Annotated in this window: 18 protein-coding genes; 8 read left to right on the top strand and 10 right to left on the bottom strand. The window is 62.3% G+C overall.

From position 1 onward, the window contains the following. Nucleotides 1-136: 136 nt before the first annotated feature. The 5 genes from ACWRN3_RS11510 to ACWRN3_RS11530 all read left to right on the top strand — a co-directional run bounded on the left by ACWRN3_RS11510 (nt 137) and on the right by ACWRN3_RS11530 (nt 5,453). Nucleotides 137-1,351 carry an ATP-binding protein gene (locus tag ACWRN3_RS11510; RefSeq protein ID WP_476740723.1) on the top strand — a complete coding sequence of 405 codons (1,215 nt, stop codon included), beginning with the start codon at nt 137-139 and terminating at the stop codon, nt 1,349-1,351. Next, nucleotides 1,348-3,165: a type IV secretory system conjugative DNA transfer family protein gene (locus ACWRN3_RS11515; protein WP_476740724.1), complete on the top strand. Its 1,818-nt coding sequence runs from the start codon at nt 1,348-1,350 to the stop codon at nt 3,163-3,165. Before ACWRN3_RS11510 ends, ACWRN3_RS11515 begins: the two co-directional genes overlap by 4 nt. Next, nucleotides 3,158-3,670, top strand: coding sequence for a hypothetical protein (locus ACWRN3_RS11520; RefSeq protein WP_476740725.1), 513 nt, complete (start codon nt 3,158-3,160; stop codon nt 3,668-3,670). The genes ACWRN3_RS11515 and ACWRN3_RS11520 overlap by 8 nt, the downstream gene beginning before the upstream one ends. A 153-nt stretch (nt 3,671-3,823) precedes the next feature. After that, nucleotides 3,824-4,903, top strand: coding sequence for an ArdC-like ssDNA-binding domain-containing protein (locus ACWRN3_RS11525; protein WP_476740726.1), 1,080 nt, complete (start codon nt 3,824-3,826; stop codon nt 4,901-4,903). A 58-nt stretch (nt 4,904-4,961) separates the two neighbouring features. Beyond that, nucleotides 4,962-5,453, top strand: coding sequence for a single-stranded DNA-binding protein (locus ACWRN3_RS11530; protein WP_476740727.1), 492 nt, complete (start codon nt 4,962-4,964; stop codon nt 5,451-5,453). 120 nt (nt 5,454-5,573) lie between these two features. Here ACWRN3_RS11530 and ACWRN3_RS11535 read toward each other — a convergent pair whose 3' ends face one another. The 10 genes from ACWRN3_RS11535 to ACWRN3_RS11580 form a co-directional block, all read right to left on the bottom strand. Next, nucleotides 5,574-5,858, bottom strand: a complete 285-nt coding sequence (locus ACWRN3_RS11535; RefSeq protein WP_476740728.1) for a hypothetical protein — start codon at nt 5,856-5,858, stop codon at nt 5,574-5,576. 651 nt (nt 5,859-6,509) lie between these two features. Then, on the bottom strand, nt 6,510-10,064 hold the full coding sequence (gene mobF / locus ACWRN3_RS11540) for a MobF family relaxase (RefSeq protein WP_476740729.1): 3,555 nt from the start codon (nt 10,062-10,064) through the stop codon (nt 6,510-6,512). Nucleotides 10,065-10,672: 608 nt separating this feature from the next. Then, on the bottom strand, nt 10,673-11,677 hold the full coding sequence (locus tag ACWRN3_RS11545; RefSeq protein ID WP_476740730.1) for a hypothetical protein: 1,005 nt from the start codon (nt 11,675-11,677) through the stop codon (nt 10,673-10,675). Beyond that, on the bottom strand, nt 11,677-12,159 hold the full coding sequence (locus tag ACWRN3_RS11550; RefSeq protein WP_476740731.1) for a hypothetical protein: 483 nt from the start codon (nt 12,157-12,159) through the stop codon (nt 11,677-11,679). Before ACWRN3_RS11550 ends, ACWRN3_RS11545 begins: the two co-directional genes overlap by 1 nt. Beyond that, entirely contained in the window at nt 12,146-13,072 is a 927-nt protein-coding gene (locus tag ACWRN3_RS11555) for an oxygenase MpaB family protein (RefSeq protein WP_476740732.1), read from the bottom strand. The genes ACWRN3_RS11550 and ACWRN3_RS11555 overlap by 14 nt, the downstream gene beginning before the upstream one ends. 95 nt (nt 13,073-13,167) lie before the next feature. Next, nucleotides 13,168-13,680, bottom strand: a complete 513-nt coding sequence (locus ACWRN3_RS11560; RefSeq protein ID WP_255175260.1) for an SRPBCC family protein — start codon at nt 13,678-13,680, stop codon at nt 13,168-13,170. A gap of 273 nt (nt 13,681-13,953) precedes the next feature. Further along, nucleotides 13,954-14,622 carry a 3-oxoacid CoA-transferase subunit B gene (locus ACWRN3_RS11565; protein WP_255175261.1) on the bottom strand — a complete coding sequence of 223 codons (669 nt, stop codon included), beginning with the start codon at nt 14,620-14,622 and terminating at the stop codon, nt 13,954-13,956. Between the two features lies 1 nt (nt 14,623). After that, the gene (locus ACWRN3_RS11570) at nt 14,624-15,313 is read right to left on the bottom strand and encodes a 3-oxoacid CoA-transferase subunit A (RefSeq protein WP_018762905.1); all 690 of its coding nucleotides are present in this window, start codon (nt 15,311-15,313) and stop codon (nt 14,624-14,626) included. Then, nucleotides 15,313-16,512: a thiolase family protein gene (locus tag ACWRN3_RS11575; RefSeq protein ID WP_476740733.1), complete on the bottom strand. Its 1,200-nt coding sequence runs from the start codon at nt 16,510-16,512 to the stop codon at nt 15,313-15,315. Before ACWRN3_RS11575 ends, ACWRN3_RS11570 begins: the two co-directional genes overlap by 1 nt. A gap of 167 nt (nt 16,513-16,679) precedes the next feature. Next, nucleotides 16,680-17,390: an SDR family oxidoreductase gene (locus ACWRN3_RS11580; protein ID WP_255175264.1), complete on the bottom strand. Its 711-nt coding sequence runs from the start codon at nt 17,388-17,390 to the stop codon at nt 16,680-16,682. A 175-nt stretch (nt 17,391-17,565) separates the two neighbouring features. Here ACWRN3_RS11580 and ACWRN3_RS11585 point away from each other — a divergent pair, with 175 nt between their 5' ends. From ACWRN3_RS11585 to ACWRN3_RS11595, 3 genes are all read left to right on the top strand, one after another. Beyond that, entirely contained in the window at nt 17,566-18,483 is a 918-nt protein-coding gene (locus ACWRN3_RS11585; protein ID WP_476740734.1) for a LysR substrate-binding domain-containing protein, read from the top strand. Between the two features lie 252 nt (nt 18,484-18,735). Next, nucleotides 18,736-19,791, top strand: coding sequence for a zinc-dependent alcohol dehydrogenase (locus ACWRN3_RS11590; protein WP_324644914.1), 1,056 nt, complete (start codon nt 18,736-18,738; stop codon nt 19,789-19,791). A 381-nt stretch (nt 19,792-20,172) separates the two neighbouring features. Beyond that, on the top strand, nt 20,173-21,534 hold the full coding sequence (locus ACWRN3_RS11595) for an MFS transporter (protein ID WP_255175267.1): 1,362 nt from the start codon (nt 20,173-20,175) through the stop codon (nt 21,532-21,534). Nucleotides 21,535-21,542: the final 8 nt, after the last annotated feature.

Genomic DNA, 21,542 nt, shown 5'->3' on the forward strand with positions numbered 1-21,542 from the left:
GCGGGCGAGTGCTCCGTCGGAGCATGAACAGCCGGGACTTCAGAAATTTCGCGTGACGGGCGATTGGGGGAGTAAAGAACCGAACTCGCTCCGGGGCCCGCACCGCTTACGTCCAGCGCCGCACCGCGCCTCAACCATGACCTTCGCGGCCGCTTACCCTTTTCTTACCGAATCGGGGCTGGGGCACGAAGGCACCTACATCGGAACCGATGTCTTTGGGTCGGGAGCCTTCTCCTACGATCCCTGGATCCTTTACGACAAAGGGATCATCAGCGGCCCATCCATCGTCGTTATCGGAACCGTCGGCACAGGCAAATCGATGTGCGGCAAGTCGCTCGTGGCGCGGTCCATTACGTTGGGCAGGAAAGCAGCAGTCGCCTCTGATCCCAAGGGTGAGTGGGTCGCCGTTGCCAAAGCTGTCGGTGGCAAAGTCATCTCCGTTGGACCCGGCCGTCCCGCACGAGTAAATCCGCTTGATGCGGGGCCGCGGTCGAGCGCCCTCACTGAAGCACAGTGGCAGGCTGTCGTTCGCCAGCGCCGCCGGTACCTCCTGGTCGCCTTGGTATCCCTCATGCGCCAAGGACTGCCGCTCCGCCCCGTCGAGCACACAGCGCTGGATATCGCCCTCATGGAAACCATGGCGGAAAACTCCAACCCCACGCTGCCCATGGTGCTGGACCACCTACTGCGACCCTCGAAGGAGATGGTGGCCCTCGTCGGTGCAGAGGGAGGAACCGCCGTCAGCCATTCCCTTCGGCGCACGGTGTCCGGTGATCTGGAGGGCATGTTCGATGCTCCGTCCACCGTAGCCTTCGACGCGGACGCCCCAATGATGGTGATGGATACCTCCGCCCTCATCGGAGCGTCAGAGCAGGCCCTTTCGCTAGCCGCCGCTTGCGGCGCCACCTGGCTCGAGGCGGCAATCACCAATCCCGACGGCGGCAAGCGCCTTGTCGTGTACGACGAAGGTTGGCGGATGCTCGCCGATCCCTACATGTTGGCGAAGATGAGCGAGCAATGGCGCCTTGCCAGAACATACGGCATTGCCAACCTGCTGATAATGCACAAGGTTGCTGACCTCAACGAGATCGGCGACAGTACCAGCGGACACCGGCAGAAAGCCCTGGGCCTCCTCACGGAAGCAGATACCAGGATCATTTACCGCCAGAAGCACGATGCCATGCGACTGACAAAGGAAGCCTTGGGCCTCACCGAAGCTGAGTGCGAGCACGTTGAGAACCTTCCGAAGGGCGTCGGTCTCTGGAAAGTCGGGAACCGCTCCTTCATCGTTGCCAACCGGGTGACAACCGACGAGTTGGCCGTGTTCGGGACAGACGAAAGGATGCTGTGAGACGGCCAGCGAGCTCCCGTGCTGCCGGCGACAATCCGCTCGTCACCGCTGCTCTCGTTGGAGCGGCAGCTTACGTATGTCTCTGCGCGCTGGTGCAGGCCGCGGCGCAGCTCGCGACCTCTTGGCACTGCGGCTCCTTGCCGCCGTCGCCCTTCAACCCGGGTGCCGTCGTCGGACTTTTGGCCAACAGGATGGACTGGATAGTCATCCGCCGTGGGGACTGCGCAATCGGCACGGACAGCGTTTGGTGGATCCTGGCTCCGGCGCTGCTGCTGGTCGGAGCGCTCGCCGTGGCTGCGCTGACGGCGTGGAGGCGGTGGAAGCAATCGGGGGCGTGGCTCCGGCAGGACATCCTGAACCGCGACGGAGTTGCCCGTCGCGCCGAAATCGTCCACGACTTTGGGGCGAGGGCGGTGCAGAAGCGGGGGAAGTTCACGCGCCCGGGAGTGGTGAAGCCTTCGGTCCAGGACCTGTCCTGGACCCTGGGCCGTTCCCGCGGCGTCACGGTCCACGTCTCCACTGAAGAATCGATGGTGATCCAAGGTGCTCCCCGGTCCGGCAAGGGCCTCTACGTGGTCATCAATGCGATCCTCGATGCGCCGGGTGCCGTCGTAACGACGTCTACCCGGGCAGACAACCTTGTAGTGACCATGAAGGCAAGGGCTTCTGACGGGCGCCCGGTGACAGTGTTTGATCCCCAGGGCATGTCAGGTCTGCCGTCGTCCCTCCGCTGGTCACCGGTGCGGGGATGTGAAGACCCGGATGTTGCCACCCGGCGAGCGCTGGTCATTACCGCGGACACGGAGATGAAGGGCGAAAACGCTGCGTGGCAGAAGCGCTCGCTGATCGTCCTCCAATGCCTGCTCCATGCTGCTGCTCTGTCCGGCGAGGGAGTGGCTGCGTTCCGACGCTGGTCCTCCAGCCCTGTGCTTGCCCGGGAAGCGCTGGAAGTGCTGGGCAGGCCTGGCGCAGCGCTTGGTTGGCAGTCAGACCTCATGGGAATCCTGGAAGACGACCCGCGGAATACCTCGAACTCCTGGATCGGTGTCTCGGCAGCGGTTGCCCCGCTGTCTTCACCGAAGGTTTTGGCTGCACTGAACCCGCAGGACGAGTCCGAGGAGTTTGATCCGAAGGCGTTCATTCGGGAACGGGGCACGCTCTATTTGATTGGCACTCGCGCAGGTGCGGCTGCTGCCGGTCCATACCTTTCCGCGCTGATCGACGACATCGACAGCGCGGCACGTGAAATGGCTTTCGTCTCGCCAGGTGGCCGGCTCGAGCCGCCGCTTTCCCTCATACTCGACGAGATCGCGAATTTGGCACCGTGGCCCGGGCTGCCGGTGGCGCTGGCTGATGGCGGGGGCATCGGCATTTCCACGCTCGTCGTTCTGCAATCCCTCTCCCAGGCCCGTTCGGGTTGGTCCATCGATGAGGCATCAACAATTTGGGACTCCGCCATCATCAAGGTGATTTTCGGAGGCGGATCTGACGAACACGACCTCCGATCGCTCGCCGGTCTGCTCGGCGAGCGCAGCCTGACGCTCACCACGCGTTCCTGGTCATCGCAGGGGCGGCAGGACGGTGAACAGCTTCGCGACCGTCCAGTGATTGCCCTGGACGAGATCCGACGCCTCCCTGCTGGCACCGCACTCATGCTGGGTCGGCGCACGCGGCCCATTCTGTTGGATCTCCTGGAATGGCACAAGCGCAAGGACGCGGGGGAACTGCGCCGCCTTAAGGCTGAGATGGAGCGCCTGTTGGCCGACGGGCACAGGCAGCGTCAACAGAAGACCGAAGGGACCCCTGATGCATAGCCCTGACAACGTCGACGAGTTTGATGTTCCCTCCTCGGGTTCCTTTGGGGACGACGAGATCACTGCACAACTCTTCAGGTCGGCATTTGCCGCGCCGGCTGGCCCCAAATCCGTGACCCGCCGCTGGCGGGAGATGACGATCGAGCAATCACAGGAGGCATGGCGATCGCTATTTGCCTGGGTGCGGTGGCTCGTTGCCACGTATCAACTGACGACGTCGGTCGTCCCGGACTGCTGGTGGCGTCACCCTGAGATTGTGGCCGAGTTGTACGCGCTGCACCGCGCGGAGCTGGCCTCCTACACGACGGACGATCCGGGCTTCGGGCCGCTCGCCTTTCACGAAAGGCTCCCACACGCCGTCGAACGTCTGAGGACGCACACCAGGGCGGCCGGATGTGTCGGACTGCAGGCACACAAGGAGCCCGCACCGCGCATGCTTGCGAACGACGATCCGGCCTTCCTCGACTGGTGCAAGGCGTCCCACCAATTGGTACCCGAATTCTGAGTCATGTCGCTCGGATGATTCGGTGACCATGAACCGGTATCTGCGCAGCTTAGCTGCGGTCCAAGAAGCAGAAGGGTGGCTGTCGTGGCCGCTGCACCCGAAGTTCCGTCAAGCCCCTCCGCTGGCCTGAACTCCGCGTTGGGGACTCGGCGAATGGCGCCTGAGGAACGCGTCGCTGCATTGATGGACGGGCTGCACTCGATTCTTGAAAAGGCTGTCGAGTCGCCGTCCCATTGGCAGGTTCTCCTTGACGCTTCCGCCAGCCTGTGGCGCTATTCCGGCGGGAATGTTGCCCTGCTGATGATGCAGATGGCACAGCGCGGTACCGACGAGCCCACGCTCGTGGCCGGCTACAAGGAATGGGAGCGGCACGGGCGGACTGTTCTTCGTGGTGAGCATGCTTTGTGGGTGATTGCGCCGAGGACGGCCCGCGTTCAACAGGTGCTCTTGCCTGACGGCACGCGTCACCGCATCCCTGTTGGCGACAAGGCTCCCACGGGCGCCGTTGACGAGGGGAAGAAGACGCTCATCACAGGCTGGCGGGGCCAGGCGGTCTTCGACGTCTCCCAGACCGAGGGTACCCCGCTGCTGGTTCCTCGAGCAGCTGCACTCACCTCGGTCGAGGTGCCGCGGCTGTGGGAGTCACTGGCTGCAGTTGCCCGCGCACATGGCTTCTCAGTGCATGTCGCGGATTCACAGTTTGGGCTTACAAGCGGCTTCACGGACTTTGCCCAGCATCGCGTTCAGGTGGGTGGCTGGCTGAACTCAGAGGAACGCGCAGCGGTGCTCGCGCATGAGCTCGGGCACGTTCTGCTGCACGGACCAGACGACAAGGCGGGCAAGCTGTATGGGAGCAGCGTGGACCACCGCGGGTTGGCCGAAGTCGAGGCCGAGTCAGTGGCCTACACGGTGCTCAAGGCGCATGGGATTGATCGAGGTCCTCAATCAGCAAGCTATCTGTCCGGCTGGGCTGATGCAGTTATCGAAGCGGAGCAGTCAGCCGCCGGAGCTACCTCCCGCAAGCCACCGGCCTCACGCGTGGATATTGCCAAGTCAGTGCTCGGCCGGGTGACGGCCGCAAGCAAGGAAATTCTTGAAGTGACCGATCCGCCAGGACTGGGCGGGAAGGTTCCAGCTGCTGAAGTGTCCCTGCGAGTTGAAGGCCAGGAAACATATGCGGGCGTGAAGCCGGCAGAGGGACCGTCGCGTGGTCTGGAATTTTCTGGGCCGTGAGGCCAGCCGATAAAGCGTTGGATGGGAAAGCCCCGTCCGCGAAGGAAGGACGCACGATATGAGCACCAAGATACCGATTAACATTGCCGGCAACCTCGTGGCAGATCCGGATCTGACCTACGGTGAGTCAGGGGTAGCACACGCGAAGCTCCGCGTTGCGGTGAACCAGCGGGTCCAGGGTCCAGACGGATCTTGGCATGACGGGGAACCTGTTTTTCACAACGTCTCCGCGTTCCGGGCGCTCGCCGAGAACGTCTCCAATTCGCTGAAGAAGGGCGACCCCGTGACCGTTTCGGGCGAGCTCGAATTTCGTTCCTTTGAAAAGGATGGGGAGCGGCGTGAGGCCCGTCGGATAGTCGCCGAGACCATTGGTCCGGACCTTCGTTTCGGTACCGCTGCATACCAGCGTTCTGCGCGTGCCGCTGGGCCGGGGGCTTCAGTAGAGGCAGGCCTGCAGGCGGCGCCCGAGCCTGCGTACAACATCGCAACCAAGGGGCCGGTGTCGGTGTCCCCTTTCGGCGAGCCGGCGCGGAATGAGGTTAGTCTCTGACTCTGCGCCGTTGGGTGAGCCTCCTGGGCGTGCCCGCTAGTGAGACATGGCAATGGCCTGGTCCTTCCGCGGAGGACCGGGCCTTTGTCTTGCTTTCTCCTTGACGGACCGCGGTGCCCGCTATAGCCGGGAACTGCCCTTCCACTCGTCCGGTTCCACCCGGTTGATGCTCGAAGAGTGAGCCCATCCCATGTGGTACTTGCCGGAGGAATCCAGCCACTCGATAAGACCGTACTTATGGGTCCAGCCAACGGCCTTGCCATAGATTCCGCCGACGTACACCAACGGTCGGGCGTACTTCGGGAAGTCCCGAATAGGCGCCGGATCATCCATCGGACGACTGGACTCAGCGTCCATCCGGGCCATCATGCGCTCGAGGTCTTCTGGCGAGCCGGACTTGATCACGCAAACAACTATAGAACATATATTCGAATAAGGGTTTGGGACCAAGTCAGCGGCAGGGGCTTCAGGTATTCCGCGCCCTCACAACGGATGGCGTTACAGGAGCCGCCCCGCGCCCTTCGGCAGGAGCCCAGGCCAAACAATCGACCGCCTGAATGAAGTACGTGTCCGGCCATGGCGCGCCAGGCATAACCTGGGCTGGGTCCGGGGAGATGAGCAGGACCGATCCGGGCCAGATCGGTTCCGGAAGCGACTCCAGCCAGGCCCGCTGAGTGTGGTTGAAGCGATTCCATCTGATCGTGACCCAGGAGCCGGTGGGCTGCACTTCGTCAACGCTAACCAGCGTCACCTCCGCCGTTGTGCCGCCAAGCCCTTTGGCATTGATGAAGGATCTCCACTGTTCCGTCGCCTGTTCCTGCCAGGCCCGACGTTGTCCAGTCCGTCGCCACCATTGCCATCCAGTAAGTAGTGCAGCAGCGAACAGCGTGGCGCAGCCCACTAACTTTGCGGAGAAGGGAACGCTGGCGGAGAGAAGGAGAACCAGAGAGAGGGCAGCCGCGGATAGAACAACCGCGCTGGCCAGTACCAACCCGGCTGTCGCAACTCTCGGTTTCACCGCTGGGTTCACGACCAATGTTTTGCCTCTACATCAGCTTAGATCTGCCAGCCTGAACTCGTAAGGACGACTTGCTGGGATCGATGCATATCGGGTGGACTCATCTCTGGATGAGGGGCAGCCTGACAGCTTCTGGCGCTCTCAATTGCTTCCTGGAGTCTTTCCCGCTGGCCCAGCTGTTCCCACTCGTAGTCCGCCGGGGGAGTCCCCAATGGCAGGTGGGAATCGTAGATTCCCCATCTGTCCCTGAACAGGGCAACGTCGCGAATCAGTCCGCCCAAGGATTCTGTCGCACCCACGGCGGCAGTCAGCTCGTCCTTCCACGGAGCATCCTGCGTCAGGGCAGCCCAGGTGACGGATTCCATCCTTTGCCGGACGCGTTCGCGGACTTGGACGATCATGTCTGCCAACTCGGGTCCCAGCACAGGGAACGATTCGCGCAAAGGGTCTATCGCCGTCGTCGGTGTTCCTTTTGCATAGCGACGAAGCCGCGCGCTGAAGAGGGCCACCGGGTCGTGCACTGAATGGCTGTCCTGCACGGTTCGCTCCATGACGCGCTCTGCCCCGTGACGGCCCCATGCTGTGGCCTTGCGCCAGGCCGCAACTGCTGCGCCCCACGACGGTGACGCGCTTAGCCCGGGGACTGCAACCGGGTCAACTTTTCCCAGACAGCGTCTGAGGTCCTCGGCAGCAGCAATTTGCGCCAGATAGTCGTACTCGGCGTACAGCCGTTCAAGGCTGTCCGCCTTCCTCCTCTCGGCCTCGCGGACCTCGTGTGCAGTCCGCTCGGCACCCTCTGCGGCCAATATCTCACCGAGAATGCCGCGCCACGACAGGTGCAGCGAGGGGTCGACGGCTTGGTGTTCTGAGTCGTCGCCCTCGCTGACATATGCTGCGTTCCCGGACCGGCCGCGCGTCATACTCACGTAGAGCAGCTCGCGGGTCAACCGTCCTTGGGTGACCACTGTGTGCCCAGTATCGACCGTAAGGCCTTGGGACCGGTGGGCGGTAGTCGCGTAGCCGAGCTCAACGGACGTCTCAAGATAGGCCCTGGGGAGTACGACGCTCGCCCCAATCTCCCGCCGCACTGCGAGAACTGAGCCGTCGTGCCTGTTGACCGCTCTGACGTCGAACAGCGTTCCGTTTCGGACAAATTCGCCTTCGCTGTCAATGAGCCGGCGATTGTTGCCGCGGGCGATGATGGTGTCACCGGAACCGGCCTGCAAGCCGTCGGCGAGTTGAGCTGCCAGCTCTGCATTCACAACTCCCTGGGCCACCAGGTCTGCTCGGGCCCGCTCGTTCAGCATGCTGACCGTCTCGTTGTCTGCGGCAATCAGGATGGAAGACTTACCGGCGCGCCTGTCGGCCCGCCACGCAAGATACGCCTCGTCCAGCATGCTTAGGTAGGAGCCGTGGCGGATCCGCCGATGCTGCTCGTAGTCCTCGATCGCCGAGTAGTCTCCTGCCCGCAGCTTGAGGGACGAGGCGCGCTCCCACTCATCGTGGAATCGCCAAATAGTGCTGAGGCGGGTGGTGAGTCCTTGGCGGTCCAGCCAGCCGAGGACGCCGCCGGCGTCGATTGCGTCCAACTGGCCTGGGTCTCCTACCAGGAGAATTTTCGCGCCGGGTTCCTTTGCTTGTTGCACAAGTGCAGCAAGCTGAAAGGTGGACACCATGGACGCTTCGTCAATGATGATGAGCTGATTCGGGTGGAAGCACCAGCGCTGTTGGGTTGCGGCTAGCCGGGCAGCCTCCTGTGCGAATGTAACGCTGCGGCGATCGCTGCAATTGGATGCCCCCAGGAGTTCCTGAATGTGGAAGAAACGCTCACCCCTCGTAGCTGCACTCTGACCCATTGACTCGGACAGCCACTTGGCGACGTTCTCGGTGGTTATGCGCAGTTCGTGGCCCAGCACCGCTGCGCTCGCCGCAGCTGGAGCGAGCCCAATGACGCTCCCAGCTCCGTGCTCTGCTTCCCAAACAGCCTTCACGGCGCCCAGCGTCGTGGTCTTCCCCGTTCCGGCGGGGCCGACGATGGCGTCCAGCCGGTTTCCGCTGAGGACGACGTCGGCAACGGCCGCGCGCTGATCGGTATGCAGCCTCGGCACCTGCTGTCGCCGGCCGCTGTCCAGCGAATCCATGATGACTTCTGGGCGGACAGTCGGTCCGCTGTCGTTCTTCCTTGCTGTCATGACGGCGTCCTCGCAGGCGAGTGTTGAAGCATCGGTGTAGAGGCGTGACCCCTGGAAGTCGAATACGGTTCGTTGGTTGAGCTGCAGCTCCGGGCCGGTGTTCGATGGAAGGGAATAGCGGTATCCGTTCAACGGCACTGATTGTTGTTCGGCAGCGGTGGCGACTGCATCTATCAGGGCAGCCCGGTCTGATGAGGTGCTGCAGCGGATTTGGGCGCAGACTCTCTCCGCTTCTGCAAGTAGGTTCCAGCGGTTCCAGGTTGAGCGTTTTCCGGCAACCCGTTCCCTGGCGATCGTCGCGACAGCGGAGGTCCAGTCGGGAGTGAAGTCCAGGAAGGTAAAAGGGGCGACGCGGGAGCGGTTGATGGTGTGGGCGAGGACGTCAGATGGCTGAAAACCTTTGGCAATTGCTCGAGCCTGCCATTGCTCAGAGAGCTGGTGCAGTGGTGTGGGACTCTCGGGCTTCGGGCCGCGAGTAGAAAGGGTTGCCTGCTGGCGGAGTTTGATGGTGGTCGTAGCCGATGGAGCCCGGTCGTGATCCTTGGTCCACGCTGCCACAAGACGATCAGTTTCCAAGTCGATGAGGCGGGAGCGATTGGAGAATTCGCGGATGAGTTCTTCATCGATCCCGGTGAGCTGTTGGCTGGGGTTGTGCGTTGTGGTGAGGGGAGCGCGGATCTCGGGTTCGCACCCAAGGTCCCGTTGGAGGGCGTCGAACAGCAGGCCGTTGTAGTGTTCGCTCGCCGCGACCGCTGCTTTGTACAGAGCCCGGGAGTCGAGGGTGACCCAGGCTCCGTCGGTGACACGTTGTGTGCGGTTGGCGATTACCAGGTGGGTGTGGAGCTGCGGATCCCCGGTTCGTGACTCCCAATGGTCGAACGCGGCGGCAACAGCTCCTTGCGTGCCGATATGGGCGACTCCGTTACGGCCGGCCCTTGTGTGGATGACGTTCTTTTCCAGCCACGCAAGGGTCGCCTCGACCGCTTCGTGGTGGGTTCGCAGGATCTGCTGCTGCTTGCTGAGCGGGCTCAGCGCCCAGAGTACGGACACCGACTTTGGCACGCTGAACGTCAGGTCGAAGCCAACGACCGCATGCCGTTGAGCTGACTGGCCGGCCCTGTTCTCGACGGCGGCAGATTGGGTGTGAGGCCTGCCCAGGGGAGTGCCGGTCTGCGGATGCACCGCCATGTCAAATACCGCTCTTGCGTCGGTTTCCGTGACGGCGTCACCCAGCGTCTTACTGATGCCGTTTAGTCCGCCGCCAATCCAACGCCCCTGGGGTGTGCCCGCCTTCATGTAGTACGTGGTGGGGTCCCGGGGAGAACCGGAAAAGTCATCCATCATCGTCGTCTTGAACAGGTAGCGCAGACCCGACCGGGCAGACAGACGTGCGATAGACATGGTCACAGTCGAGGTGCCCCTGCCTGCTGTTTGCTTGGATCCCAACCCCGCCGGCGGAGGATGTCCAAGGTTCGGACGTCAAGAGCCACTCCCTTGGCACGGGAGATTGAGACAAGCAAGGCCGCGGTGTGGGCCAGGTCCTGCACATTAGTCCGTTGAGCTCGTTTAAGGCGCGCGACCTCCGACTGGAGGAGGTTGATGCTCAACCGCTGTTCCGAACTCTCGGCTTCGAGCCGGTCGATCTCTGCGGCTTGAGAGCGGAGCTTGGACTGAACCACTTGGCGTTGGCGCTCGCAGGATATCCTCTCGGACTCCAGTCGACGCTTCGTAGCCTGCAACTGCGCTTTGAGGTGCGGCGAGCTCAAAGTTGTTGCCGGCACTGTAGAAGGTCGAATTGTGGCTCGGTGGCGACGACTCCGGTGCCTGTTCGCGCAACGTTGGGAGCAGAACCGGTGGCTCCTCCGCGTCGCTTTGAAAGTGGTACGGCACTCTTCGCAATTCTTCTGGTTCACGTTGATTCATCAGCGAGGCTCAGCGGGGCGACATGACTGGCCGTGACAGCATCTAACGCTGGACGCCTTGGATGCCAGAGGTGTGAAGACTGGATCCTATCGACGTAGGTAGGCCGCCGAGCGGCTCTCGAGTAAGAGCTCGGCGCGTTCGACTACCAACAGGTGGTGCGCGTTGAGGCGCTCGCGGGCCAGGGGGCTCGCCATTTCGCAATCCCGAATTTCAACGAGGCGCCTGTGAAGCTGGGTTTCAGGGTGTCGGCTGAAGAATCCAAGCACAACTACGCGGCGGTCCTGCAGGACCAGCTCCCGCTGACAGTTCGTCACATCAATCCAAATTGGCTTGATCTCGATGAGAAGCAGCCTCGCCCGCAGCGCGAAGATGCCCTGCCGGAGGCGTCCCGCGTAACGGGGGAGAAGTAGTCCGAGACTGACCAGGAGCACAGCAGCCGTCTCTCCAATCCAGTAGAAGCTTGTCAGTGCGTCAGCTGTCGGACTCTCGGCGCCTTCAGCTGCAATCACAGCGCCATAGATCAGCCGGTCCAGCAGGACAAGTGCGAAGAGGACGCATCCCCCTGCGATGAGGGAAAAAGCCGACCGGAAGGCCGGTGCGTGCATGTGCGGGACGTTGCTGCGGCAGACACGGGCTATGTCGAGGCAGACCCACATGATGAAAGCGGAGCCTGTCCAGAGGAAGACTGCCATCCCGGGCTGCTCAGCGTAGGTCAGCGGCAAGTTGGGATCCGTGCCATCGACGCGGCTGGCGAGAAACCCGGCCGTCACTGTGGTGCACACGGCGCCAGCAGCGAATCTGCCCAAGACGAGCTGCCGCCGTCGTACTTCTGTATCTGTAACCGCTGCCAGCAGAATCGCCGTGCGAAACTGCCAGAACCCCAGGAGCAAGGACAAGAGGGTAACCAGCCCGACGCGGTTGTGTCCGCCAATTAATGGATCGACGGTGTAGTAGACCGCTGGGACATAAAGGGTACAGGCGATCGCAGCGAGGATAGTGGCGCGGAAGACGCTTCCACGGTGAGCATCGAGCGCTGTTGGAAGCCTGAGAACGGTCAGGACCCAGAGTGCGGCGGCAGGGACCGCTTCCATCAGCCGAATACTTGTCGAAATGCCAAGGGCTCGTGCATGGCATCGACGTCGCTGTTGATGATCCGAGTAGCGAGTTGGTCGGCCAAGACTTCAGCCATGAGTTCTGCGCCGTCTGTGTAGCTGCTGCGTCCGAGCACGCGAAGTACGTCCTGGCTCAGGTCAGGCAGGAAGGTCGCGGCAAGGTCTGCGCTACTTTCTTCGAGGTCATGACAGAGAATCATGTGGCTGAACTCGTGAAGGACGATCTGCTGCCGGTGCCAGGCTGACTTCACGGGGGCATGCAACACGATGTCCCGGTCCGCGCAGACAAGCCACACGCCGCAAAGTTCCGATCCGGATAGGCCAGGCAGTTCATCGACAATGATGGGACGGCTTCGTTGCCGTTCCAGTTTGTCCTGGATGAGCTGGAGCGTTGGCGCTTTGGGCAACCCAAAGCCTTGCTCGGCCTTGCGGGCTAATTTTCGAGCTTCACGATAGTTCATTGCTTTGGAAGGTTGACGGGCCAGGGACCTTGACGGGGCCGATTTGATCCAGAGAGTAGCCGCCCGGGTACAAAGACGAGCCGGCCTTGCCTGGCGTGAAATGGGGCTTCCGGTTCATATGCCGACGCCTGCGGAGGCCGTTGCGGACTGTCAGAATAATTCCCAGGGTGGCTCGGGAGCCTCGGCCGCTGCGGGGGAGCCCGAGGGCGCCAACGAGTCGGTCATCAGCGAGCATTACACTGATCATTCTTGCAGCGAAGGGTCGTAGAGGAAGCGGCAGACGGCTCTGAAAGACCTGAACTGTCGCGTCCATCAGCTTTTGGCCTTCAATCGATGCAGAGACATGGGTTGCCTCGTATTGGTCGAAGAAGCGCTCCGCTTCGGCATAGGTGTCAGGCATTCCATTTATGTTCATCCGGGCCCCCAGCTCAGCGAAGAAGCGCGATGCAGCGGCCAGCTCTGCTCCTGTGGGCTGGCGCCACGCATGGTGCTGGACCCACCGGATCGGGACAACCAGCAGGGTGAGGAGGACGTAGAGGTAATCGTCAGGGCTACCGGGGACGTTGCGGTGAGCGCGATTGAGTAGGGCGACCATGCTCTGTCCACGGTCGCTGTCGAGGCCGCTTGCGATGAGCTCGTAGATGACGATTGCAGTGTCGTAGGAGCGCTTCATGGGACGCTCTTGGATTTCGCCGTTCCGGTAGAGAGTGGCTGCGATGCTTGGGATGGCAAAATTCCGGTAGTACGAGAGGAAGAAGCCGAGCTCCATATCTGCTGCCAGGTCGTAAAGGACCATCGTGCGGAAGGTGGCTTCCCAGTCGTTCGGGGAAGGGCTCTCCTGGCGACGGAGGCTGGCCGCGAGGGTGGGATGAAGGTTCACCGTAGCCCCCGCTCTTAGTACCTGCTTTTGCACGCTCGAACTGTGGGCTGCGAAGGCTCCCCAGCTCGGCTAACTTGCTTACATCCTAGAACTGTTGTCCTCAGCTGGCTAGGTGAATGTAGACGGGTCTACGCAGGTTTCTTTGCGCGGTTGTTGGCCAGTTCTCGCTGCAAGCCCTTTTCCCCCTGGCGCATCATCAGGGCATGTGCTGCGACGAAGGCCGGAGCGGCAATTGGTGTCAGTACGTTCATCCAGCGCCGGGTAGGCCGCACGCGCCACTCTATGTCCATACGGGTCGTCTTGCCCTGTTCTTGGGGGACAAGGGTTACTCGGCCCGTGCCCTGCAAGTGACCGCCGGCGTCGAACTCTATCTCACGAGGCGCGGAGACCTTTGTAGGGTGGATGGTGATGGTGAGCGTGTAACCCAGGAACGCCTTGAAGTTCAGGTGGGCCGTGGTGGCCTTCAGGATTTCCTCCGGGGCTCCGCTCGCGGCTTCGGTTCGCTCCAATGGCGCAGCGAAGGTGCAATGCGGCCACCACTGGGGCCAACTCATATCGACGTCTGCAATCACCGCCCACACCTTCTCGGGCGAGGCGGGAAGCTGCCATGTAGAACGGAGATCGAAGAGGCGCGGCTTCATACAGTTATCTTGGCATTCCTGTGATGATTTGAGGTTCTATCTTGCTCATCTTGCTCATCCGCAGGGACAGTTGGGAGTCGGAGGCAACCTGTTGGAGCATCAGGGATGCTTCAAGGGCATGCTCCATAGCGCTACCTGGAGGCAAACTTATCTCCTCCGGTCATGCCGGATCAGATAGGTTGCGAAAGCCGGAGAGGCAGTAGGCCAAGTACGTGGTGACGGCTTGGTAGAGCGCCGGGTGGGCTCGGGTCCTTGGCCGACGTGGGGACGGTATCAAGCGGCCTTGAGGGGGACGGGGACGAGTTCCTGGAGTTCTTCGAGGGTGCAGCCGAAGGTCTCCCGGACGGTGACACCGTGGGGGCCGGTGAGAAAGACGGCTTTGTCGGTGTAGACGCGGGTGACGCAGCCGACGCCGGTGACCGGGTAGGTGCAGGCCTCGACGATTTTGGAGGCGCCATCGCGGGTGAGGAGGGTCATCATGACGAAGACGTCCTTCGCGCCGGTGGCCAGGTCCATGGCGCCGCCGACGGCGGGGATTGCCCCGGGCGCCCCGGTGTGCCAGTTGGCGAGGTCACCGGTGGCCGAGACCTGGAAGGCGCCCAGGACGCAGATGTCCAGGTGCCCGCCGCGCATGATCGCGAAGGAATCGGCGTGGTGGAAGTACGATGCGCCGGGCAGTTCGGTGACCGGGATCTTGCCCGCGTTGATGAGGTCCTCATCAATCTCCCCGCCCGTGGCTTCGGGTCCCATGCCGAGCATTCCGTTCTCGGTGTGGAGGGTGATGTTCTGTTCCTCGGTGAGGTAGTTGGACACCAGGGTGGGCTGGCCGATCCCGAGGTTCACGAACGAGCCCGGGGCGATGTCGCGGGCCACGAGCCGGGCCAGGTCATCACGGCCCAGGGGCGTCTCGGAGGTCTTGATGCTGGTTTCGGTGAGGCTCATCTCAGGCCACCTTTTCTGCTGCGCTGCCGCTGCGGGCAACTCTTACCACGGTGTTGACGTAAATGCCGGGGGTGACCACGTTTTCCGGGTCCAGCCCGCCGGTGGGGACAATCTCGGAGACCTGGACGATGGTGTGCTTCGCCGCCGCGGCCATGATGGGACCGAAGTTCCGGGCCGTCTTCCGGTACACCAGGTTGCCCTTCCCGTCCGCCTTCAGGGCCTTGATCAGGGCCACATCGGCGTGGATAGGGGTCTCGAAGACCTGCCCACGGCCGTCGATGATGCGGGTTTCCTTACCCTCGGCCAGCATGGTTCCGTATCCGGTGGGCGTGAAGAACCCGCCGATCCCGGCCCCGGCGGCACGGATGCGTTCGGCCAGGTTGCCCTGCGGCACCAACTCCAGCTCAATCTCCCCGGCCTTGTACTTGGCATCGAAGTGCCACGAATCAGACTGCCGCGGGAAGGAGCAGATCATCTTCCGCACCCGGCCTTCCTTGATGAGCAGGGCCAGGCCCTGGTCGCCCTGGCCGGCGTTGTTGTTCACCACGGTCAGGTCCGTGGCCCCGCACTCCAGCAGCGCATCGATCAGTTCGAACGGCTGCCCGGCGTTGCCGAACCCGCCGATCATCACGGTGGAACCGTCCTTGATCCCGGCCACGGCCTCCTGGACCGAATCAACAAAAGTCAGCATTACTGGTCCTTTCCAGCGGTGACGTTCTCGAGTACCACGGCCAGGCCCTGGCCCACGCCAATGCAGATCGCGGCGACGCCCCAGCGCTGCCCGGAGGCCTGCAGGGACCGGGCCAGGGTGCCCAGGATCCGGGTGCCGGAAGCACCCAGCGGGTGGCCCATGGCGATCGCCCCACCGTGCTGGTTCACGATTCCGGGGTCAATCCCCCAGGCGTTGATGCAGGCCAGGGACTGCGCAGCAAAGGCTTCGTTAAGTTCGACGGCGCCCACCTGGTCCCAGCCGATCCCCGCCTTGGCGAGGGCCTTGTTCGCCGCCTCCACCGGGGCGTAGCCGAAATACTGCGGATCGTTCGCGTGCGCGCCGCGCCCGGCGATCCGGGCCAGCGGGTCCAGCCCCAGCAGCCCGGCGGCCGCCTCGGACCCGATCCAGGCCGCGGAGGCGCCGTCGGACAGCGGGGATGCGTTGCCCGCGGTGACCGTGCCGTCCTCGGTCCGGAAGACGGTCTTCAGCCCGGCAAGTTTCTCGGCCGACGAACCCGCACGGATGCCCTCATCCCGCACCAGGTCCGTCCCGGGCACCGGGGCGACCAGGTTGTCATAAAACCCCTCATCCCACGCCGCGGCGGAGAGATTGTGCGAGGCAGCGGCGAACTCGTCCTGCGCCTCGCGGGTCACCCCGTACTTCTCGCGCAGCCGCTCGGTGGCCTCACCCAGGGAGATGGTCCACTCCTTCGGCATGGCCTTGTTCACCAGCCGCCACCCCAGGGTGGTGGAGGCCAGGGTCATGTCCCCGGCCGGGTAGGGCTTCTCCGTCTTCGGCAGCACCCACGGGGCACGGGACATCGACTCCGCCCCGCCCACGAGCATGAGATCGGCGTCGCCGGCGTTGACCTGCCGGGACGCGATGATCGCCGCGTCCAGCGACGACCCACACAGCCGGTTCACTGTAGTCCCCGGGATCGAGACCGGCAGCCCGGCCAGCAGGGTCCCCATCCGGGCGATGTTGCGGTTCTCCTCACCGGCACCGTTGGCGTTCCCGAACACCACCTCATCAATCCGCTCAACATCAAGCCCGGGAGCCCGCTGCACAGACTCCCTGATCACATGCGCGGCAAGGTCATCCGGCCGCACCCCGGCAAGACCGGAACCGAACTTGCCAAACGGGGTACGCACAGCGTCGTACACAAAAGCCTGGTTCATAGGGTTTTATCCATTTCAGTCTGTTTCTGTCATTCGGGGCTGCGCGGTTTAAGGCAACAGTCGGCACCGCGGTGCCTGCTACAAAATTGGCCGTGTCCAATGCAGTCAACGCATGCACCATTTAGCGGGACTGCCCCGGCATGTGGCTGGGTTGCGCGAGGCGCGTGTTAGACAGGATTTGTTCCGACCGTGAGTCCACCGCATACGTAGAGGGTTTGCCCCGTGATGAATCCGGACCGCTCGTCCAGGAAGAACCCTGCAGCGTTGGCAATGTCTTCCGGCTGGCCGAGCCTTCCCACAGGAACGGAGGAAATGATGGCTTTTGTCCGCGGTGAGTCTTCCGGGTTTGCTTTCATGAAGAGTTCCGTGGCGATGGGCCCGGGTCCGATGGCATTAACTGTGATTCCCTCCCGACCCAGTTCCAAGGCCCAGGTGCGGGTCAGTCCGATAAGGCCCGCTTTGGCGGCCGCATAAGCAGTGCGCAGTTCCTTACCAAGTGCTGCTCGCGATGACATATTGACGATCCGGCCGAACCCGGCCTGCGTCATGCCGTCAAGAACAGCCTGGGTGCACTGGACGGCGCAACGGAGGTTAAGCGCATGTGACTGATCGAGCTGGGTCAGGGACTGTTCGCGGAGCGGGGCGGGGAAAACTGCACCAACGTTGTTGACCAACCGTGTGATTGGACCCTCGGACAGGGCGGCTTCGAGGGCTTCCGCCGTGCTGTCGACGTCCGACAAATCGGCTGTGATTGAACGGCCGAGGTCCGCGGGTTGCTTGTCGATGACCACGACCTCCCACCCCTGCTCCAGCCCGCGCGAGGCGATGGCACGACCGATTCCAGAGGCACCCCCGGTAACGAGGAGACGTTCTACCATGACAATTTTCCTTCCTCCACGCACGTCGGCATGCACGGAACTCCGTTGCGGCGGTGCAACACGTTCTTTTCAGTATGCCCGGAAAGAAGGACAGATAACGTGTCCATCCGATACCAATACCGAGTAAACTGATCTGAATTTCAGAACAATGGAGCGGCTGCGTGAGGATGACGAAGTGGAAGTAAAGGATCTTGAGGCCTTTGCCGTCGTGGCCGAGGAACTGCATTTCGGCCGGGCGGCCGCGAGGCTGCATATGTCGCAACCGCCGCTAAGTGCACGCATCAAGCAACTTGAACAAAGTTTGGGCGTTCAGCTCTTCGAACGAAGCACCCGTACGGTTGCACTGACGGATGCAGGATCGAGGCTCCTGGTACCGGCGCGAAAGGTACTCAGTCAAGTGTCTGCGGTCCAGAACCTGGCCGAGTCAATTGCTGCGGGGGAACAGGGACGCGTCAGAATCGCTTTCGCCGGCGCCTCGAGTCAGCGCGCCCTACCGATTCTGACCCGAGCTGTGCGCGAGTCCCACCCGGGGATCGAGTTGCAGCTGGAGTCCCAGACCTACGTCTACACGGCATTGGACAAGCTTCTTGAGGGATCACTGGATCTCGCTTTCGCGCGACTTCCCACCCCCCAGAAGGAACTGGAGTCCCGCGTTGTCGAAGTCGAAAGAATTTTGTGCGCCCTGCCGGAAGGCCACCCTCGCGCGGCCCAGCCCAGTCTTTCCTTGGCGGACCTTCACGACGAAGAGTTTGTCAGCCTGCCCGCTGATACAGGTTCGATTCTCCAGGCCACCATGTATGCGTTATGCATTACTGCCGGATTCAGGCCGAAGATCGTCCAAGTGGCTCCTGACTCCTCTACTGCTCTTGCCCTCGTTGCCGCCGGCGCGGGCATCACCATCACACTCAGTTCGGTAACTCCGTCGCAATCCGTCGGAATCGTCTACCGGGAATTGGACGACATTCACCCCAGCCACATGTTTGCCACTTTGACGTGGCGAAAGGATGACACATCTCCTGCACTTGCTGCGGTGCTCCAAGTCTCGGAAGTCGCATTGCCCACCCCCGACCTTTCCGGCTTCGCTATCAGATGAGCGTGAATCGGTATTTCTGCCGGGCTGACTCTCAAACTATCTTTGGAGGCGCACCAGTTGCCCTCCAATCCTGCCCAAGCCAATTCAACGCAAGCCGGTCCAGCCTCTCCGCCCTTGGTCCAACGTAGCGGAGTTGCGGGCGGCAGTCGCACGGGCATCGACGAGATGCTGATTCTCTTGGGCGCAACAGATAGGTTCACAATGACGTCCCTTAGTGCTTCTGAACGAGAATCCGCTACTGCCCTCCGCACCATGCGTGCGATAGTCAAGGCCTGTCCTGAGCGGGGAGTCAAGTTCCACGCTTCGTATGCTGAGCCGCATGTTTCCGCGGACAAAGTGAAGATTCAGGTCGCCGCAGCCTCGGTTTGTGGAACTGACCGGGCCCTCTACGAGTACTCACCCATGGCGCAGGCGTTCAATCTCAAAATGCCGGTTGTTCTGGGCCATGAGTGCGCCGGCACCGTCATCGAAGTTGGTTCAGCTGTCGAGTCGCTCAAGGTGGGGGACCGGGTTGCCCTGGAATCCCATGTTGCCTGCTGGGATTGCTATCCCTGTCGAAACGGTGACGCCCACAATTGCCTGAACATGGAACTACTCGGGCTTCATCTCGATGGTGGTTTTGCCGAGCGGCTTGTTGCGCCGGCCACGGCATGTTTTAAATTGCCGGCGGACTTTCCGTTGGAACAGGGCGCCCTTCTCGAGCCGGCGGGGGTCGCCATGCACGCCATTCAACGGTCCAGGGTTGAGCTTTCCGGGGCTGACGTTGTGATAAGCGGTGGTGGTCCAGTCGGCCTGTTTATTGCTGCAATTGCCCGGGCCTTGGGTGCCAGCCGAGTGGTCGTCGTGGAACCCAATGCCTACCGGCAGGGTGTTATCGAAGCACTGGGAGCAATAGCGTTATCTCCCGACGATGATGTCATCAGTGTTTGCCGGGGGCTCTCGGGGGAGAAGTCCGGTTTTGATGTGGCCTTCGAAGCTTCTGGCGTGCCGGCCGCACTGCCGCCGCTGCTGGAAGCGGTCCGCCGGGAGGCGACGGTTGTGACCGTCGGAATCCCCGGTAAGCCAATCGAGATCGACGTCGCGGCGTACCTAATCAAGAAGGGTCTGACTCTCACGGGCAGCTTCGGGCGGTCCCTTTGGCAAACCTGGGATCGAATTGCTGCGCTCGTGGCGAATGACGAACTAGACCTCTCCAAATTCATTACCCACCGTCTTCCCCTGTCGGCTTTCGAGGAAGCCATCGAGCTTCTCTCCCAAGACGCCTGCAAGGTGCTGCTGGTTCCTGGCCTTCCCGACCGCCGCCAATAACGACGGGCTGACGGGCGCCGACGAGAGGTTCGCGAGGGCCGGCGTGGCATGGCCGCGCCCTTTGCATCCGATGTCCGTTTTGATTGTTGGCCGCATGGAGGGCGCCGTCGCGATCCGTCACGCAGGTCTTTATAGAACCGACGACGGCGCCACCCGAGGTCCCGACGTTCGTCGAGTGATCTTCGAGCGTGCCTGCTATTTAGCCCGAGCTGACCTTGGGGTCGGCTGCGCATGGTGAGCCCACGGGCCTAACTAGCAGGCGAGGATCTTTCTGCTTTGCCTATCAAAGGAAAGAGAATTGGTATTTCTCTTCGGAACAATCTCTCACTAACCTTTTTCAAGGCGGCACCAAACCCAGAGCCCCCTCAACGAAGAGAGGTCATGATGAAAACAAACACCACCCCGATAGATCTGAGCGTTGAAGCTCGGGTCTTCCGCAAAGTGACCCTGAAGGTCCTTCCAATCCTCATGCTTGGCATGTTCATTGCCTACATCGATCGAGCCAACCTTGGGGTGATCGCAGGGCCCCTGTCCAAAGATTTGGGCCTTACAGCAGCGACATTCGGCCTTGCCGCGGGTTTCTTCTACATCGGTTACTTGCTGTTCGAGATCCCCTCGAACATGTTCCTTGCGAAGGTAGGGGCGCGCATTTGGCTGGCCCGCATCATGATCACCTGGGGCCTGGTGACGATGGGTATGGCGTTCATGCAGGACGAAGTCAGCCTTCACATCATGCGGTTCCTTCTCGGACTTGCGGAAGCCGGCTACTCGCCGGGGACCGCGCTCTTCCTGGCGCTTTGGTGCCCAGCCCGGCTGCTGCCCAAGGCGATGTCCTGGCTGAACCTCGCTGTTCCGGTCGCCTTGGCGGTGGGCTCCGTCGTGACCTCGTCGATCATGCTCATGAACGGCGTAGCTGGCCTTGCCGGATGGCGTTGGGTATTCCTGATTGAAGGTGTTCCGGCAATTATCCTTGCAGTTGTCATCTTCTTTGCTCTGCCCTCCACCCCGGCGAAGGCGGCCTGGCTCGATGACGAGGAAAAGGCGTACCTGGCGGAGAATGTCACCCAGCGCTCGGGCTCCGGAGCACACGAACTGAAGCAGCTTCCCGCCGCGCTCCGCCGGCCGTCGCTGTGGGCTTTCGCCATCACCTACTTCTTTATCCTGATCGGCTTCTGGTCGATCACGTACTTCCTTCCGACGATCGTCAAAGAGCAGTTCCACTTGGACGTCGTCGGGTCCGGCTACGTCTCGGCGATCCCGTGGGCATTCTCCGCCATCGTCATGTTTGTCATCGTCCGCAGCATCTCCCGAACCGGCGAACGGCGCTGGCACCTCACCCTGCCCATGGTTGCCGCAGCACTCGGACTCCTCATTGGCGTGCTCTCCGGAAACCCGTTCCTGTCACTTATCGGTATCAGCATCGCCGCTGCGGGCTTCTTCGCGACTCTGTCCACCTTCCAGGCGACCGTTGCCCAGGTGTATGCCGGGGCCCTCGCCGCAGTGTCCATCGCGCTCGTCAACTCTGTCGGAAACGTCAGCGGCCTCGTAGGCCCTTACATTCAGGGTTGGCTCACTGACCTCACCGGCTCAAGCTCCGCCGGCCTTCTGGTGATGTCGGGCTTCTTCGGCCTCGCTGCAGTGTTCGTCTACATCCTCATCGGGTGGGCTGACCGGAAGACTGGCGGGCTCCGTGGGACTACCAGTCTCGAAACAGATGTTGCCGGGGCACACGCCCGGGGATGACCTCCACC

This window comes from Pseudarthrobacter sp. rb, from assembly GCF_056389225.1.